The sequence below is a fragment of the Flavobacterium plurextorum genome (genome assembly GCF_002217395.1).
Classification (GTDB): domain Bacteria; phylum Bacteroidota; class Bacteroidia; order Flavobacteriales; family Flavobacteriaceae; genus Flavobacterium; species Flavobacterium plurextorum.
This window is the reverse complement of record NZ_MUHD01000014.1, coordinates 149061-164725: the sequence shown is the minus strand read 5'-3', so window position 1 is coordinate 164725 and position 15665 is coordinate 149061. Positions and strand designations below refer to the sequence as shown.

General features: G+C 32.8%; 16 protein-coding genes. 10 read left to right on the top strand and 6 right to left on the bottom strand.

Annotated features, from left to right (window positions below):
- The first annotated feature begins 45 nt into the window (after positions 1-45).
- The 5 genes from B0A81_RS07405 (at position 46) to rodA (ending at position 5725) form a co-directional block, all read left to right on the top strand.
- Positions 46-1074 (top strand): rod shape-determining protein, encoded by a 1029-nt coding sequence (locus B0A81_RS07405; RefSeq protein WP_007804822.1) that lies wholly within the window; start codon positions 46-48, stop codon positions 1072-1074.
- Between the two features lie 109 nt (positions 1075-1183).
- Positions 1184-2014, top strand: a complete 831-nt coding sequence (mreC, locus tag B0A81_RS07400; RefSeq protein WP_089057432.1) for a rod shape-determining protein MreC — start codon at positions 1184-1186, stop codon at positions 2012-2014.
- Positions 2007-2513, top strand: a complete 507-nt coding sequence (locus B0A81_RS07395) for a rod shape-determining protein MreD (protein WP_089057431.1) — start codon at positions 2007-2009, stop codon at positions 2511-2513. The genes mreC and B0A81_RS07395 overlap by 8 nt, the downstream gene beginning before the upstream one ends.
- Positions 2510-4474, top strand: coding sequence for a penicillin-binding protein 2 (gene mrdA, locus B0A81_RS07390; RefSeq protein ID WP_089057430.1), 1965 nt, complete (start codon positions 2510-2512; stop codon positions 4472-4474). The genes B0A81_RS07395 and mrdA overlap by 4 nt, the downstream gene beginning before the upstream one ends.
- Before the next feature lie 15 nt (positions 4475-4489).
- Complete coding sequence (gene rodA / locus B0A81_RS07385) at positions 4490-5725, top strand: rod shape-determining protein RodA (protein ID WP_089057429.1); 1236 nt, start codon at positions 4490-4492, stop codon at positions 5723-5725.
- A 344-nt stretch (positions 5726-6069) separates the two neighbouring features.
- On the opposite strand, the gene B0A81_RS07380 is transcribed toward rodA, so the two are convergent.
- The 6 genes from B0A81_RS07380 to xrtF all read right to left on the bottom strand — a co-directional run bounded on the left by B0A81_RS07380 (position 6070) and on the right by xrtF (position 10780).
- Complete coding sequence (locus B0A81_RS07380; protein WP_089057428.1) at positions 6070-6750, bottom strand: DedA family protein; 681 nt, start codon at positions 6748-6750, stop codon at positions 6070-6072.
- Positions 6751-6884: 134 nt separating this feature from the next.
- On the bottom strand, positions 6885-7226 hold the full coding sequence (locus B0A81_RS07375) for a heavy-metal-associated domain-containing protein (protein WP_089057427.1): 342 nt from the start codon (positions 7224-7226) through the stop codon (positions 6885-6887).
- A gap of 24 nt (positions 7227-7250) precedes the next feature.
- Positions 7251-9257 (bottom strand): TonB-dependent receptor plug domain-containing protein, encoded by a 2007-nt coding sequence (locus B0A81_RS07370; RefSeq protein ID WP_089057426.1) that lies wholly within the window; start codon positions 9255-9257, stop codon positions 7251-7253.
- Between the two features lie 104 nt (positions 9258-9361).
- Complete coding sequence (locus B0A81_RS07365; protein WP_089057425.1) at positions 9362-9760, bottom strand: HYC_CC_PP family protein; 399 nt, start codon at positions 9758-9760, stop codon at positions 9362-9364.
- Positions 9761-9807: 47 nt separating this feature from the next.
- The gene (locus B0A81_RS07360; protein ID WP_089057424.1) at positions 9808-10254 is read right to left on the bottom strand and encodes an exosortase F system-associated membrane protein; all 447 of its coding nucleotides are present in this window, start codon (positions 10252-10254) and stop codon (positions 9808-9810) included.
- On the bottom strand, positions 10244-10780 hold the full coding sequence (xrtF, locus tag B0A81_RS07355; RefSeq protein WP_089057423.1) for an exosortase family protein XrtF: 537 nt from the start codon (positions 10778-10780) through the stop codon (positions 10244-10246). Before xrtF ends, B0A81_RS07360 begins: the two co-directional genes overlap by 11 nt.
- Positions 10781-10851: 71 nt before the next feature.
- Here xrtF and B0A81_RS07350 point away from each other — a divergent pair, with 71 nt between their 5' ends.
- The 5 genes from B0A81_RS07350 (at position 10852) to B0A81_RS07330 (ending at position 15616) form a co-directional block, all read left to right on the top strand.
- Positions 10852-11307: a GAF domain-containing protein gene (locus B0A81_RS07350; protein ID WP_089057422.1), complete on the top strand. Its 456-nt coding sequence runs from the start codon at positions 10852-10854 to the stop codon at positions 11305-11307.
- A gap of 36 nt (positions 11308-11343) precedes the next feature.
- Complete coding sequence (locus B0A81_RS07345) at positions 11344-12291, top strand: energy transducer TonB (protein ID WP_089057421.1); 948 nt, start codon at positions 11344-11346, stop codon at positions 12289-12291.
- Positions 12292-12389: 98 nt separating this feature from the next.
- Positions 12390-12656: a 30S ribosomal protein S15 gene (gene rpsO / locus B0A81_RS07340; protein ID WP_089057420.1), complete on the top strand. Its 267-nt coding sequence runs from the start codon at positions 12390-12392 to the stop codon at positions 12654-12656.
- Positions 12657-12833: 177 nt separating this feature from the next.
- Positions 12834-14969 carry a polyribonucleotide nucleotidyltransferase gene (locus tag B0A81_RS07335; protein WP_089057419.1) on the top strand — a complete coding sequence of 712 codons (2136 nt, stop codon included), beginning with the start codon at positions 12834-12836 and terminating at the stop codon, positions 14967-14969.
- Positions 14970-15223: 254 nt separating this feature from the next.
- On the top strand, positions 15224-15616 hold the full coding sequence (locus tag B0A81_RS07330) for a hypothetical protein (protein ID WP_089057418.1): 393 nt from the start codon (positions 15224-15226) through the stop codon (positions 15614-15616).
- Positions 15617-15665: the final 49 nt, after the last annotated feature.

Genomic DNA, 15665 nt, shown 5'->3' with positions numbered 1-15665 from the left:
TTGTTCGATAAATAATTTATAACATTTTAAACCCCTAAAAAACTTATGGGATTTTTTGATTTCATGACCGAGGATATTGCGATAGACCTTGGTACCGCAAACACTTTAATCATACATAATGATAAAGTTGTTATTGATAGTCCGTCGATCGTTGCACGTGATAGAATATCAGGCAAAATCATTGCTGTTGGTAAAGAAGCCAATATGATGCAAGGTAAAACGCATGAAAACATCAAGACCATAAGGCCTTTAAAAGATGGTGTAATTGCTGATTTTGATGCTTCGGAAAAAATGATCAACATGTTCATCAAAAGCATTCCTGCATTGAAAAAAAGAATGTTTACTCCAGCTTTACGTATGGTGGTTTGTATTCCTTCTGGTATTACTGAGGTTGAAATGAGAGCGGTAAAAGAATCTTGTGAAAGAGTAAACGGAAAAGAAGTTTACTTAATTCATGAGCCTATGGCTGCCGCAATTGGTATTGGTATTGACATTATGCAGCCAAAAGGAAACATGATTGTCGATATTGGAGGTGGTACAACAGAAATTGCTGTTATCGCTTTAGGCGGAATTGTTTGCGATAAATCTGTAAAAATTGCAGGTGACGTATTCACAAATGATATCGTTTATTACATGCGTACACAACACAACCTTTTTGTAGGAGAAAGTACTGCTGAAAAAATAAAAATTCAAATTGGAGCGGCTATCGAAGATTTAGACGGCCCACCAGAAGATATGTCTGTTCAAGGTAGAGACTTACTTACAGGTAAGCCAAAACAAGTAGATGTTTCTTACCGCGAAATCGCAAAAGCATTAGACAAATCGATTCAACGAATTGAAGATGCTGTAATGGAAACATTATCTCAAACACCTCCTGAATTAGCTGCAGATATCTACAATACAGGTATTTATTTAGCTGGTGGAGGATCTATGTTAAGAGGTCTTGACAAGCGTATTTCTCAAAAAACAGATTTACCTGTTTACATTGCAGAAGATCCTTTAAGAGCGGTTGTTCGTGGAACTGGAATGGCACTTAAAAACATTGCAAAATTTAAAAGTATCTTAATCAAATAAGATTCAAAATAGTAATCAATTTACTTTTATTAGAGTCAAATTTCACTATTTGACTCTAATAAAATTTGAAACCAAAAGCATATCCTGAAACAAAATAACCAAACAAGAAATGCAGCAAATTTTTAATTTCATTTTAAGAAACAGTAATCGATTGCTGTTTTTGCTGCTTTTAGGTATTTCGTTGACGCTCACAATTCAGTCACACTCCTATCACAGAAGCAGAGTAATCAGTTCCGCAAATTTTTTAAGCGGAGGCGTTTACGAAAGAATCAATCACATCAACGAATATTTGAATTTAAGATCTGAAAATGACGAACTTGTACTTGAAAATGCAAGATTAAAAAGTCTTTTATTCAACAAAGAGGATACTACCAAAATACCTTTGGCCGATAGTATAAAAGGAGTAAAACCTGCAGATATTATTGTATCAAAAGTAATTCACAACTCTTATAATACTCATGAAAACTATATCACCTTAAACTCTGGAGCAAACGATGGAGTTAAGCAAGATATGGGAGTAATTAACAGTTTAGGTATTATTGGAGTTGTAGATAATACATCGCCGAGATATTCGACTGTTGTGAGTATTTTGAACATGAAATCTCAGATTAATGCTAAAATCAAAAAATCAAATCACTTTGGTTCTTTAACTTGGGACGGAAAAAGCACTGGTTTTGTTCAACTTGAAGACGTTCCAAGATTAGCTTCTATTAGAAAAGGCGACACCATTGTTACCGGCGGGCAATCAGTGATTTTCCCTGAAGGAATAAACATTGGAACTGTAGATAAAATTTACATCAAAAAGAACACAAGTTACTATGTTATAAACGTTAAACTATTTAACGATATGACAAATCTAGGACATGTTTATATTATCAAAAGTAAGGACAGAGAAGAACTTATTAATTTAGAAAACAAAAACAAGGAAAAAGATGAATAGCGCTTTATTAGTCAATATTCTTCGTTTTATTATTTTACTAGCAATTCAGGTTGTTATTTTCAATAATATGAATTTTTTAGGGTACATAAGTCCCTTCCCATATATCTTGTATATTATATTATATCCTGTGAACAGTAATAGAGCAGGATTAATTATTTCTAGTTTTTTATTAGGATTGATGATGGATATGTTTTGTAATTCTGGCGGAATTCATGCAACTGCTTGTGTAATTCTAGCCTATTACAGGCCTTATATCTTTAAATTTTCATTCGGTTTAAGTTATGAATATCAAACTATTAAACTAAATGAATCTTTAACACCCGAAAGGTTTTCATTTATTCTAGTATCTGTTTTATTGCATCATATTATACTATTTACATTAGAAGCTTTTCAATTTAAATTTATACTAGACATTTTACTGCGAACCTTGTTCAGCACCATTTTTACAATAATCACTTCAATTATAATAATTTATCTTATTAAGCCCAATAAACGATGAGAAAAGTTCTGCTGCCCTCTTTAATTATTATTGCAGCATCTTTGCTAGTAATGCGGATATTTTATCTGCAGATCATTGATGATTCGTTTAAATTGAAATCAGAAAACAATGCCATTAAAAAAGTCTATGATTATCCAGAAAGAGGATATATCTATGACCGAAATGGCAAATTACTGGTTGCCAATCAGGCTTCTTACGATATCATGGTAATTCCTAGAGATATTAAAGAAAATCTGAACATTCCAGAGTTTTGCGCATTACTAAACATTACTCCCGAAGATTACGAGAAAAGAGTTGCTAAAGCAAAAGTTTACAGTCCACGATTACCATCAGTATTTTTAGCGCAGTTAAATAAAAATGAATTTGCTGCTTTCCAAGAGAAAATCAGGAAATACGAAGGTTTTTATTTTCAAAAACGTTCTCTTCGTGATTACGAAGTCGATTATGGCGCCAACATATTTGGTTTTATTACACAAGTAAACGAGGCTTTAATTGCAAAAAACCCTTATTATAACAGTGGTGATTTAATTGGACAGCAAGGTGTTGAACAAAGCTACGAAGAAGTTTTACGCGGTATAAAAGGTGTGAAATACATTCAGAAAGACAAATATAACCGTGAAATCGGCTCTTATAAAGAAGGTAAATACGACACGATCGCTGTTGCTGGAGAAGATATTAATTTAACAATCGACGCTGAACTTCAAAAGTATGGCCAAGAGTTAATGATTAATAAAAGAGGAGGAATTGTTGCTATCGAACCTAAAACGGGAGAGATTTTAGCATTAGTAACCGCTCCGTCATATGACCCAGGAATCCTAGTTGGAAGACAACGTTCTAAAAACTATACTCTTTTATATCATGATTCGATTGCAAAACCGTTGTATGACAGAGGACTTTTAGCCGAGTATCCTCCTGGTTCTCCGTTTAAAATCTTAACTGGTTTAGCAGCTCTGCAAGAAGGCGTTATCAACGAACAAACTACTTTTATGTGTCATCATGGATTTAGTTATGGACGTGGCCGCTTTATGAAATGTCACGGATTTGGACCTCATCAATTGCATAACGGTATTTATAATTCCTGCAACACTTACTTTGCGCAAGCATACATGTTAACTATTAACAAATATGCAAATCCAGGTAAAGCTGTAGATGTTTGGAGCGATCATATGAGAAGTTTTGGTTTAGGTCAATTTATGGGATATGATTTACCAACAGGAAAAAGAGGTAATATCCCAAATTCTAAAACCTATAAACGAATTTATCCTAACGGAGGCTGGAGAAGCACAACAATTGTTTCGAATGCAATTGGCCAAGGAGAGGTTTTAATGACACCTATTCAGCTTGCGAATATGATGGCAACTGTTGCAAATCAAGGATACTATTACACGCCTCATATCATTAAAAAAATTGAAGGTGAAAAAATTGATCCAAAATTTACAACTAAACACACTACTTCTATTGACCAAAAATATTTTCCGCCTGTTATAAGCGGTTTATTTGATGTGTACAATAAAGGTACGGCACACGCCTTAAGAGTTGAAGGAATTGATATTTGTGGAAAAACGGGTACAGCTGAAAACTTTGCAAAAATTAACGGTAAAAGAACACAGCTTAAAGACCACTCTATTTTTGTTGCATTTGCACCAAAAGACAATCCAAAAATCGCGATTGCGATTATGATTGAAAATGGAGGTTTTGGAGCAACAGTAGCTGGTCCGATTGCGAGTTTAATGATAGAAAAGTATTTAAGAAAAAAAATAACGAGAACTGATTTAGAGATTCGTGTTTTAAATAAAAGTTTAGCGAGCGAATATGCCAAACTAGGAGGAATGAGCGAAGCTAGTAAAATCGAATCTACACCAAAAGATTCCATTTTAAAAGCTAAAATTATTACCCCAAAAACGACAGCTCCAAAAACAGAAGTTAAAAAAACAACAATAGACACTACTAAAAAGAACTAAGAAAGATTATTTCAAATGAAAAATCAAAGTGTAAAAAATAACATTGACTGGATAAGTGTCTTTATCTATATTGCATTGGTAATATTAGGGTGGCTGAATATTTATTCGTCATCACTATTATCAACGGATGGAACTTACCAAAAGCAATTAATCTTTATTGGGTGTACTATTCCTTTAATTTTTGTTGTGCTTTTTGTTGATGGAAAATTTTACGAAAAATACGCCAGTATAATATTTGGAGTATCTCTGTTATCATTAGCCGGATTGTTTCTTTTTGGAAAAACTATTGCAGGACAAAGATGCTGGTACGCTATTGGAAGCTTCACTTTGCAGCCATCTGAGTTTGCAAAAGCTGCTACATCATTAGCATTAGCTAAATATTTAAGCGATACCCAAATTAACCTTAAAGAAACGAATAGACAGCTGCAGGCATTAGCAATCGTTTTTTTGCCAGTAATGCTGATTCTGCCTCAACCCGATCCTGGAAGTGCATTAATATATAGTGTTTTCATCCTTGTTTTATTTAGAGAGGGACTTCCATCTTGGTACGTTTGGACAGGTTTTATTACCATCCTTTTATTTGTATTAACTCTCGTTTTAGAGCCCTATGCCGTTATTTTGATTGCGTTAGGAGTACTTATTATTATACATTTTAAAGGACGAGCAGTAGATCGAAACATTATTTTAAGCGCTATTTTATTAGCAGTAATGTCAGGTTTCGTACTTTCTGTTGATTATGTATTCGATAACGTTTTTAAACAACACCACAGAGACCGTTTCAATATTCTTTTAGGAAAAACTGTAGATATGAAAGGTATTGGTTATAACACCAACCAATCTGAAATTGCAATTGGATCCGGAGGATGGATAGGAAAAGGCTTTTTAGAAGGCACACAAACTAAAGGAGGATTCGTTCCTGAACAACATACCGATTATATTTTTACAACTGTAGGTGAAGAATGGGGATTTGCTGGTTCTTTAGTAGTTATTTTACTTTTTGTGGGCTTATTTTTGAGAGTAATTTATTTAGCTGAAAGGCAAAAAACCAAATTCAGCCGTGTTTATGGCTATTGCGTTGCAGGAATTTTATTCACCCATTTCTTTGTAAATATTGCCATGGTTATTGGAATTTTCCCAACCATTGGAGTTCCTCTACCCTTCTTTTCGTATGGAGGTTCTGGTTTATGGGGATTCACTATTTTATTATTTATTTTCTTGAAGATGGATGCCAATAAAGTAAATGAATGGTAAGATTTAAGTCTTCCATTTTTTTTAATCTCAAAATACCAAACGTAGAAATATCTTCTATTTCAACAATAAAAAATTAATATAAACTGCAACTCAGCTTTTTCAAACTGATTTGCAGTTTTTTTATATCATCACTTTATAACTATCAGTAGTTTCTAGTACTGAGACATAATACAGCATCTCTATTTCTTTGATTAAAACGCAAGGAAACAAAAAAACACGATCTTCTATACTTGTGTTGTCGTTCCAAGAATGATATCTTATAGAGTAATCTTCATGCCTTAATTAGAGACATAAAAAAAGTCCGAAGTTTAAACTTCGGACTTTTTTTTATTTATAGATTTTCTTTAGATTTTCTCAGCTGGTCTTTTCTTTAAAAGCTTAACCAAAACCGGGAAAGTAGAAATGACAACAATAATAATGATAATGTATTCAATATGGTGCTTTAAATCAATTCCTTGTTTCAAGAAGACACCGTATAAATAATGTCCTGCAAAAATCAAGATAAACGACCATAAGAAAGAACTTAAAATATTGTAAAACATGAATTTCTTTTTATCCATAGAAACTATCCCTGCAACAATTGGCGCGAAAGTTCTAAAAATTGGCAGAAAACGAGCATAAATGATTGCTTTACCACCATACTTTTCAAAGAAATCTTTTGACTGCAACAGGTATTTCTTTTTAAACCAAAAAGAGTCTTCTTTCTTAAATAAGTAATAACCGCTTTTGGCACCAAACCAATAACCTGTCATATTACCCAAAACCCCCATTACAGCAACTCCCAATGCAAGCAAAAATACATTTAAAAAGTCGCCTGGAATATATGCCACATTTTGAATTAAGTCACGGCTGTAAATACCTGCTAAAAAAAGTAAACTATCTCCTGGCAGAAAAAAGCCTGCGAAAAGTCCTGTTTCAGCATAAACTATAAACAGAACAATAAATAACCCAATTTCAAAACCTCCGATATTTAAAGTTATATAAAATTCAGGGTTTATTAACTGTGTCCAATCAAAATTATTCATAAAAAGAATTTGGTTATACTTATAAGTTCGTGAAATTAACAATAAATTGTTTTAACCACAATTAAATGCCATATTTTAAAGATAAATTAACTATTGAAAAGCCCAAGGTTCACTTGGGCTTTCAAAAGGCTCTGTTATTCTCTTACATACTTGCAGCAAGAATGCAAAGCTTCATAATCAGCATCTGTTGCTTTAACTTCTTTTGTGTCATGCCCAACCTTTGCAATAGCAGCATTTAAATCTGCTGTTGATGATTTCTCTTCGTTTAAAATCACAGCAAGTTGATGTGAACCAATATCCCAAGTCGCCGTTTTTACACCAGGCACATTATAAGCCGCTTTTTCAATACGTTTTTTGCACAGTTCACAGCTGCCGTTAACCTCTGTTGTGTATTTTAAATTCTTATTCTTTTTAGATTGTGCCTGAGCTGAAAAACCTAAAAAAACCATCATTGCAATTAACACGATATTTCTCATTTTATTTATTATTTATATTAAAATTTATTTTATTCTAAAACGTAATCCAGCGTAGTACATTTGCCCAAAAATTGGCGCATATGCAATAGAAGCATCAAAATTTGGTCCAAAAGGATCATTGGCACCAAGAATTGCTTTTTCTTGTTTATAATTTCCAATGTTTTCACCACCTACATATACTTCAAATACAGGAGAAAAAACTCGTGTTACTTGAACGTTCATTACTGCATAAGAAGGCGAGTAATTAGGAAATTGATCGGCAGTTGGATTTGATGCCGTATAAGGTAATTGCTGTTTACCTGACCAATTGAAAGTGTAATCGAATTTCCATTGTTTATTATTATTTAAATTAGTTTCGTATTCAAGATTCCCTAAGAAACGATGTTTAGCTTGAAGGGGACGTTGAAATGTACCTCTCAAATAATCTGTTTGAATATCATAATATTTATAAGCTGTTCTTAAATTTAAATTATGAATCAGCTCATAATTAAATTCAACTTGAAGACTGTTTGCAAATGAACTTCCCTTTAAATCATAAAACAAAACTTCTTGCGGACTCTGCATTAGGTCAACAACTGCCTGATTCTTAAAATCGGTACGATAAAGATCAAATCCTGCTTCTGCATTTTTATTGAAAAGACGGAATTTTTGTGAGAAACTAACACCGTAATTCCAAGCTATTTCAGGATTTAAACCATAGATTTTCCCGCCGTTATCTAGAATCGAAAATGTTCTTGAACTTGCAAAAAGCTGCTGATTCTCTGCAAAAATATTAGCCGAACGTTTTCCTCTTCCTGCAGAAAAACGAACTACTCCATTTTTCCAAGGGTTATATCTCATATGTAATCTAGGTGTTACAAAAAAACCAAGTCGATTATGATTGTCAACTCTTCCTCCTAAAACCAAACTAAAATTATCAGTATTATCATAAGTATACTCGAAGAATGCCCCAACTGAATTATCTATACGGCTGTAATCATTTACATTTACAAATTCCTGATATTGATCGTAAGTAAAATTCAATCCTGTTGCAAATTTATGCATCGTATTGCTGATAATCGAATTGAAAATTAAATTAGAGTAAAAACTATTCTGCTTAATATTGTATTGATTTAAACCAAAATAAGAGTTTTGATTATGAGTATTGAAAGCGTTTTGAAAACCAATACTTTGATAAGGCATGTCTTTAAAAACATATCCAACTTTTGTAGAAACATCAAAACGCTCTGTGTTGATCTCTGATCCCCAGTGATTTTTTGTTCCACGATCTGTATCCTTGTCAAAATCCAATTCGCCGGTTTGTTTTTTATCATTCATATATCTAAAATTGATAAAACTAACAAAGCCGCTTTCTGGATTAAAATATTGATAACGATTTAAAACATTGATTTGTTTCCCCAGCGGATTATCTAAAAACCCATCGTTATTCATATCATTTTTAGCAACGCGCGCATTTCCATGAACAAATAAACTAGTTGCCCATTTATCGGATATTTTTTTATTAAAATGAGTATTTAGTTCAAAACGCGCATCGGTAGATCCGTAAAAGTTTAAAAAGAAAGGATCGTCATTTAACGGTTTTAAAAGCTCGGTATTTATTTGTCCCGAAATACTTTCAAAACCATTTACAACGCTTCCTGCTCCTTTTGTAATTTGAACACTTTCGATCCATGTTCCCGGCGTAAAAGATAATCCGTAAGCCTGAGAAGCACCACGAACTGAAGGAACGTTTTCCTCAGTAATCAATAAATAAGGACTCGTTAAGCCCAGCATTTTTATTTGTTTAGTTCCTGTTAAAGCGTCCGAGAAATTAACATCAATTGATGGGTTAGTTTCAAAGCTTTCTGCCAAATTACAGCAGGCCGCTTTTAAAAGTTCTTTACTTGTTATTAATGATGTATTTGCGGTAAGAGTATAAGACTTTTTAAGTCCTTTTTGCTTTTTTGTAATTTTTACTTCCTCAAGATTTTCCTGCGAAAATGCAGAAACAGAAAGCAATAACATCACAAAAAGCGTGATATTTTTTTGCATAAAAAAAGATTTTAATATTATTTAGAAATTTCTGTTTTAGCTTCAACACGAAACAATAAAACAGGGCACAACAAGCCAGAAAGGCTTGATTCTAAATATTAAAATCAGGAATAAAAAATATATTGATTATATAATTTAAATAAAGGGGGCGCATTAGCATCAGAATAATAAGAAGTAATCTGATTGCTTTTGAAATTTGGAATAGACAAAAATACAATTGGGTCATATTCTTGAATTACAGCAGGCGCTATAAGCTGAAAAAAGAAAACTTTGAAAGTTGCATTGTCAGATTTTTTCTCAAAATGAACAACTTTGTCTTTACAACAAGATGATTTTTCTTCTTTTGTTTCACAACATTTCTTTTGCGGTGTTGCAGAAGCAGTAGTATTTAAAGATACTGAAGCTACCTCTCCTCCACAATAGTGCACATCAAAAGCAAAACCTGCGTTGGAAACCAACAACAAGAACGCTAAAAATAATACTGTGCACTTTTTTAAATTCATACTGCAAAAGTATCCAAAAACTCTCAGATTAAAAACTTAATAAAATGTTATTTTTTTAAATTTTGAAGCTGATAATAAAATGCAGGAATAAATAACAATACTAACAATGGCTGAATAATAAATCTTCGCACATAAAATAAAGCCCAACTGCTATCTTGAAAATATTGAATAATTATAAAGAACATTGAAAAAAGAATTAGAAAAAAAAACAAAAACAAATAACCCGTAAACTTTAGAATTTCTAAATCTTTAAACAATACATAAATAAGCATTAGAGACAAAACTGTATTTAGAGCAAAACGAAACAGCAAATTGCAAAACAATCTAAAAACATCAACATTAGGAAATGGTACACCGCTGAAATCGGCCTCGAAATACTGCAAAAAAGGATCATAAAACAAAGACGTTTCTAAAGCTCGTATTAACACAAAGCATAGTACAATAATGATGGAAGCGAATATTTTAATTCGATGCTCTTTAAATCTATTTAGCATATTTAGAAAATTTGTTTACCCAAACAAACCATAAGATAAAAACAGAACTGTAGATAATCAACGGAAAAAGAACCCCATGCAAAAAATGAGTGTATTGAGAAAAATGAAATAACAAAACCGTTAATACCGCAATTCGCAAAACATTCAAAATGTAAATTAATGTAACTCCAAACAAAACATAAAGCAGTGTCGTCTTGAATTTTCCGGAAAATGCAATTATAAAGGAAATAAAAAGAATCATAATACTTACAGCATTACAACCTTCAATAATACGAACTACATGTTCATTATTCAAAAAAACTTCTAACCAAGAATCTGTAGAATTTCCCTGAACTTCTACATCATAATTAAATCCCTTCAATACTTGTTCAACATTGCGGCCAACAAAACTGGTGATTCCGTCAACTTCATAAACTTTAAATCCGTCCAAATACACTTTATACAATAATGTTAATGCAATATAAACGAAAAAAAAAGTGCTCAAAAAAACTAAAAAAGGCTTGAACTGGATTAAATATTTTTTCAACGGATTTTTTTTTCAAATTTATATATTTTTTGAGTTCAGCTTTAAATACTTTTGTATAAAATTTTCAAATTATGACTTTTCAAGAATTACAACCAAAAATAAGCGCTATAGTATCTGACAATAACCTTGTTAGAGACGAAAAACTGTTGGCAATCTGCCAATTATTAAATGAAAATGTAGAGTATTACAACTGGGTAGGTTTTTATTTTGCAAACCATGAAAACAAAACACTGCATTTAGGCCCATATGTTGGTGCTGAAACTGATCATACTGTAATTCCTTTTGGAAAAGGAATTTGTGGACAAGTAGCGGAAAGCAATGCTAATTTTGTTGTGCCAGACGTAAAAGCACAGGATAATTACATTGCATGCAGTTTTACTGTAAAATCTGAAATTGTAGTTCCGTTGTTTGTAAACGGAATAAATATTGGACAAATAGATATTGACAGCCATGTTATTGATCCATTTACTGAAGCTGACGAAAGATTTTTAGAATTTGTAAATCAAGAAGTCGCTGCTTTATTTTAAGAAACCATTTAAATCAAACATTTGCCTTAAACTTTTATGAAACGATTTCTACATCTTTTACTATTTCTTTTTACTGCGGCAAATATGTTTGCTCAAAACACTATTTCGGCTAATAAATTAATTTATCTCGACTCTTTGTGGACGCCAAGCTCTCCCGAAAATTACAAATACACAAGACTCGTTGTAGGTTATTATTCTGAAAAAAAATCCTATGTCTACAAAGACCATTATAAATCTGGTGCAATAAAATATATTGCAAATACAACAGATAAAGATGTCATGATAAACGAAGGACAATCTGTTTCTTATTATGAAAATGGAAATAAAAAAACCACAGTATCATATGTCAATGCCAAAAAATCTGGAAGAGAATTTAATTGGTATGAAAATGGAGATTTAAAATCTGAAATTGAATATACAGTAGACAAAAAGGGAAAAGTTGAGCGTAAAATCAATAATTTTTGGAACCCACAAAAAGAACGAATAGTTATTGACGGAAATGGAGACTATGCAGATAAAACCGAAAACTACGAAGAAGAAGGCAAAATGAAAAACGGTCAGCCTGATGCTGATTGGAAAGGAAAAGACTTAAAGAAAAAGTTAAGTTTTATCGAAAAATATGAAAATGGAAATTTAATTTCGGGAGTAACAACCGATTCTTTAAACGTAGAACATTTTTACACCACAAAGCAACAGCAGCCTGCTCCTAAAAAAGGAATCAATTCTTTTTATAGTTATGTTGCAAAAGCAATGCGTATTCCTGCAGAAGCAAGAAATAAAGTTTCGGGAAAGATCTATATGACTTTCATTGTAGATGAAGAAGGAAATTTAGTTGAACCAAAAGTTATAAAAGGTGTTGGTTACGGATTGGATGAAAATGCAATTAAACTCATTAATGAGGCTCAAAAATGGAATCCAGGGATATACAGAGGTATTCCAACGAGAGTTCTTTATAAGCTTCCAATAACAATAATTACAAAATAAGATTCAATACTATTTATTTTTCAAAAAAAAGTTGTATTTTTGCACCCGTCTTACAAAAGTTGTATTGACATACATAAAAATCATTAAATAATATTGGAATGTATTTAAGTAAAGAAAAGAAAGAAGAGATTTTCGCACAACACGGTGGTGCAACAAACACTGGAAGCGCAGAAGGTCAAATTGCATTGTTCACTTACAGAATTAGTCACTTAACTGAACACTTGAAAAAAAATCGTCACGATTACAACACTGAGCGTTCTCTTGTACTATTAGTAGGTAAAAGAAGATCGTTGTTAGATTACTTGAAAAAGAAAGAGATCAACAGATATCGTGAGATTATCAAAGTATTGAATATCAGAAAATAATCAATATAGAAAAGAGGTGCGAGAGTGCCTCTTTTTGTTTTTTACAGAATTGTATTTAATTACAAGCATTTATAAGAAAAAAAGTTTGGTTTTTCATTGGGTTTTAGAAACAACAACTACACACAACAACAACTACAACACAACTAAAACCCATTGTATAACCAATAAGGAAAAATTATGATTCCACAATTATTTGTAGAAAAGATCGATTTAGGTGATGGCAGAAGCATCACAATCGAGACGGGTCGTTTAGCAAAACAAGCTGACGGTTCGGTAGTAGTAAGAATGGGCGACACAATGATTCTTGCAACAGCAGTTTCAGCTCGCACATCAAACCCTGGCGTTGATTTTTTACCATTAACGGTAGATTACCGCGAAAAATTTGCAGCAGCAGGTCGTTTTCCAGGAGGTTTCTTTAAAAGAGAAGCACGTCCAAGCGACAGCGAAGTATTGACAATGAGATTAGTTGACCGTGTTTTACGTCCGCTTTTCCCAGACGATTACCATGCTGAAACTCAAGTTATGATTCAATTAATGTCTCATGACGAAACTGTTATGCCGGATGCTTTAGCTGGTTTAGCTGCATCTGCAGCATTAGCTGTTTCAGATATTCCATTTTACAACTTAATTTCTGAAGTTCGTGTTGCACGTATCGATGGAAAATTAGTGATCAACCCAAGCAGAGAAGAATTAGAAAAATCTGATATCGATATGATGATCGGAGCTTCTATGGATTCTGTAGCAATGGTTGAAGGTGAGATGAAAGAAATTTCAGAAGCTGAAATGATCGAAGCTATTAAATTTGCTCACGAAGCTATCAAAGTTCAAATCCAAGCACAATTACGCTTACAAGCTGCTTTTGGTAAAAAAGAAATTCGTACTTACGAAGGTGAGAAAGAAAACGAAGAAATTTACAAAAAAGTAAAAGCTGCAGCATACGATAAAATTTATGCTATTGCAAAAGTTGGTTCAGCTAAACACGAAAGAGGCGCTGCATTTGCTGAAGTAAAAGAAGAAGTAAAAGCTTTATTTACTGAAGAAGAATTAGCTGCTGATGGTGATTTAGTTTCTAAATATTTCTACAAAACAAACAAAGAAGCTGTTCGTAACGTAGTTTTAGAATTAGGTGTTCGTTTAGATGGTAGAAAAACTACAGACATCAGACCAATCTGGTGTGAAACTGATTATTTACCAAGAGTTCACGGTTCATCTTTATTTACTCGTGGAGAAACTCAAGCTTTGGCTACAGTAACTTTAGGAACTTCTAGAGAAGCTAACCAAATCGATTCTCCATCTGAGCAAGGTGAAGAGAAATTCTATTTGCACTATAACTTCCCTCCTTTCTCAACTGGTGAAGCAAAACCATTAAGAGGAACTTCAAGAAGAGAAGTTGGTCACGGTAACTTAGCTCAAAGAGCTTTAAAAAATATGATTCCTGCAGATTGTCCTTATACAATTCGTGTTGTTTCTGAAGTTTTAGAATCTAATGGTTCTTCTTCTATGGCAACAGTTTGTGCTGGAACAATGGCTTTAATGGATGCTGGAGTTCAAATGGTAAAACCAGTTTCTGGGATTGCTATGGGATTGATTACTGACGGAGAGAAATTTGCTGTATTGTCAGATATTTTAGGTGATGAAGATCACTTAGGAGATATGGACTTTAAAGTAACTGGAACTGCTGACGGTATTACTGCTTGTCAAATGGACATCAAAATTGATGGTTTACGTTATGACATTATGGAGCAAGCTCTTGCACAAGCACGTGATGGACGTTTACATATTTTAGGAAAATTAACTGAAACTATCGCAACTCCAAGAGCTGACGTAAAAGCACACGCACCAAAAATCATTACCAGAACTATTCCTGGAAACTTTATTGGAGCATTGATTGGACCTGGTGGAAAAGTAATTCAAGAATTACAAAAAGCTACTGGAACAACTATTGTAATCAACGAAGTTGATGAGCAAGGTGTTATCGAAATTTTAGGTACAGATCCTGCTGGAATTGAAGCGGTATTGGCAAAAATCCAATCTATCACTTTCAAACCTCAAATGGGAGAAGCTTACGAAGTGAAAGTAATCAAAATGCTTGATTTTGGAGCTGTTGTAGAATATACTGCTGCACCTGGAAACGAAGTATTACTTCACGTATCTGAACTAGCTTGGGAACGTACTGAAAACGTTGCTGACGTAGTTAAAATGGGAGATATTTTTCAAGTGAAATACTTAGGAGTTGACCCTAAAACTAAAAAAGAAAAAGTGTCTAAAAAAGCACTTGTTCCAAGACCTCCACGTGAGGAGAAAAAAGAGTAATCAGATCTTAGTTTACTAAAGGTTTATTCATAGAAAACCCCGATTCATTTAGTTGAATTGGGGTTTTTCGTTTTTTACCCCATAACTAATCCAGTTTCATAATTGCCTTTTCAATAAAAAAGTCATGCTCCTAAATATTTTAATGAGCAAAAAACAAAAACAAACTAAAAAACACCTCTTTTTTCTCACTTTATTAAAAGAAAAAAAATATCTTTAACTACCAATAACAAATAATTAATCCTAAAACCATAATTATGGCCTATAATGTAATACAAAACACCAGAATTAATTCTCAAGATTTTATTTTTTTAGATCCAAAAAATGTTACTTATCCGGTTCCTCCTTTAGTTTCAGTAAAATTATATGAACCAAATGGAGTACCTACCTTAAAAATTAGAGCTACATTATACATCAATTCTCTAGACCCGAACAATCCAACTGTAGAAGAACCTACTGAAATTGAGGATGCTTTACAAATTTATTTTGATTACGATTTCTCTGAAGAAACACCTGAAAGCTGCGACGTTTGGTACGTTGAATTAGATTATACCTCAGATACTGTAACCAATATTACAGAGGTAGTTTCATACTTAAAAGACATTGATCCTGAAACTTCGCGAGGTACCGTTACGGGAGTAGGAAAATAATTCATTTATAAAATAAAAACTTCAACATCGTTTATCAAACAATAATTAC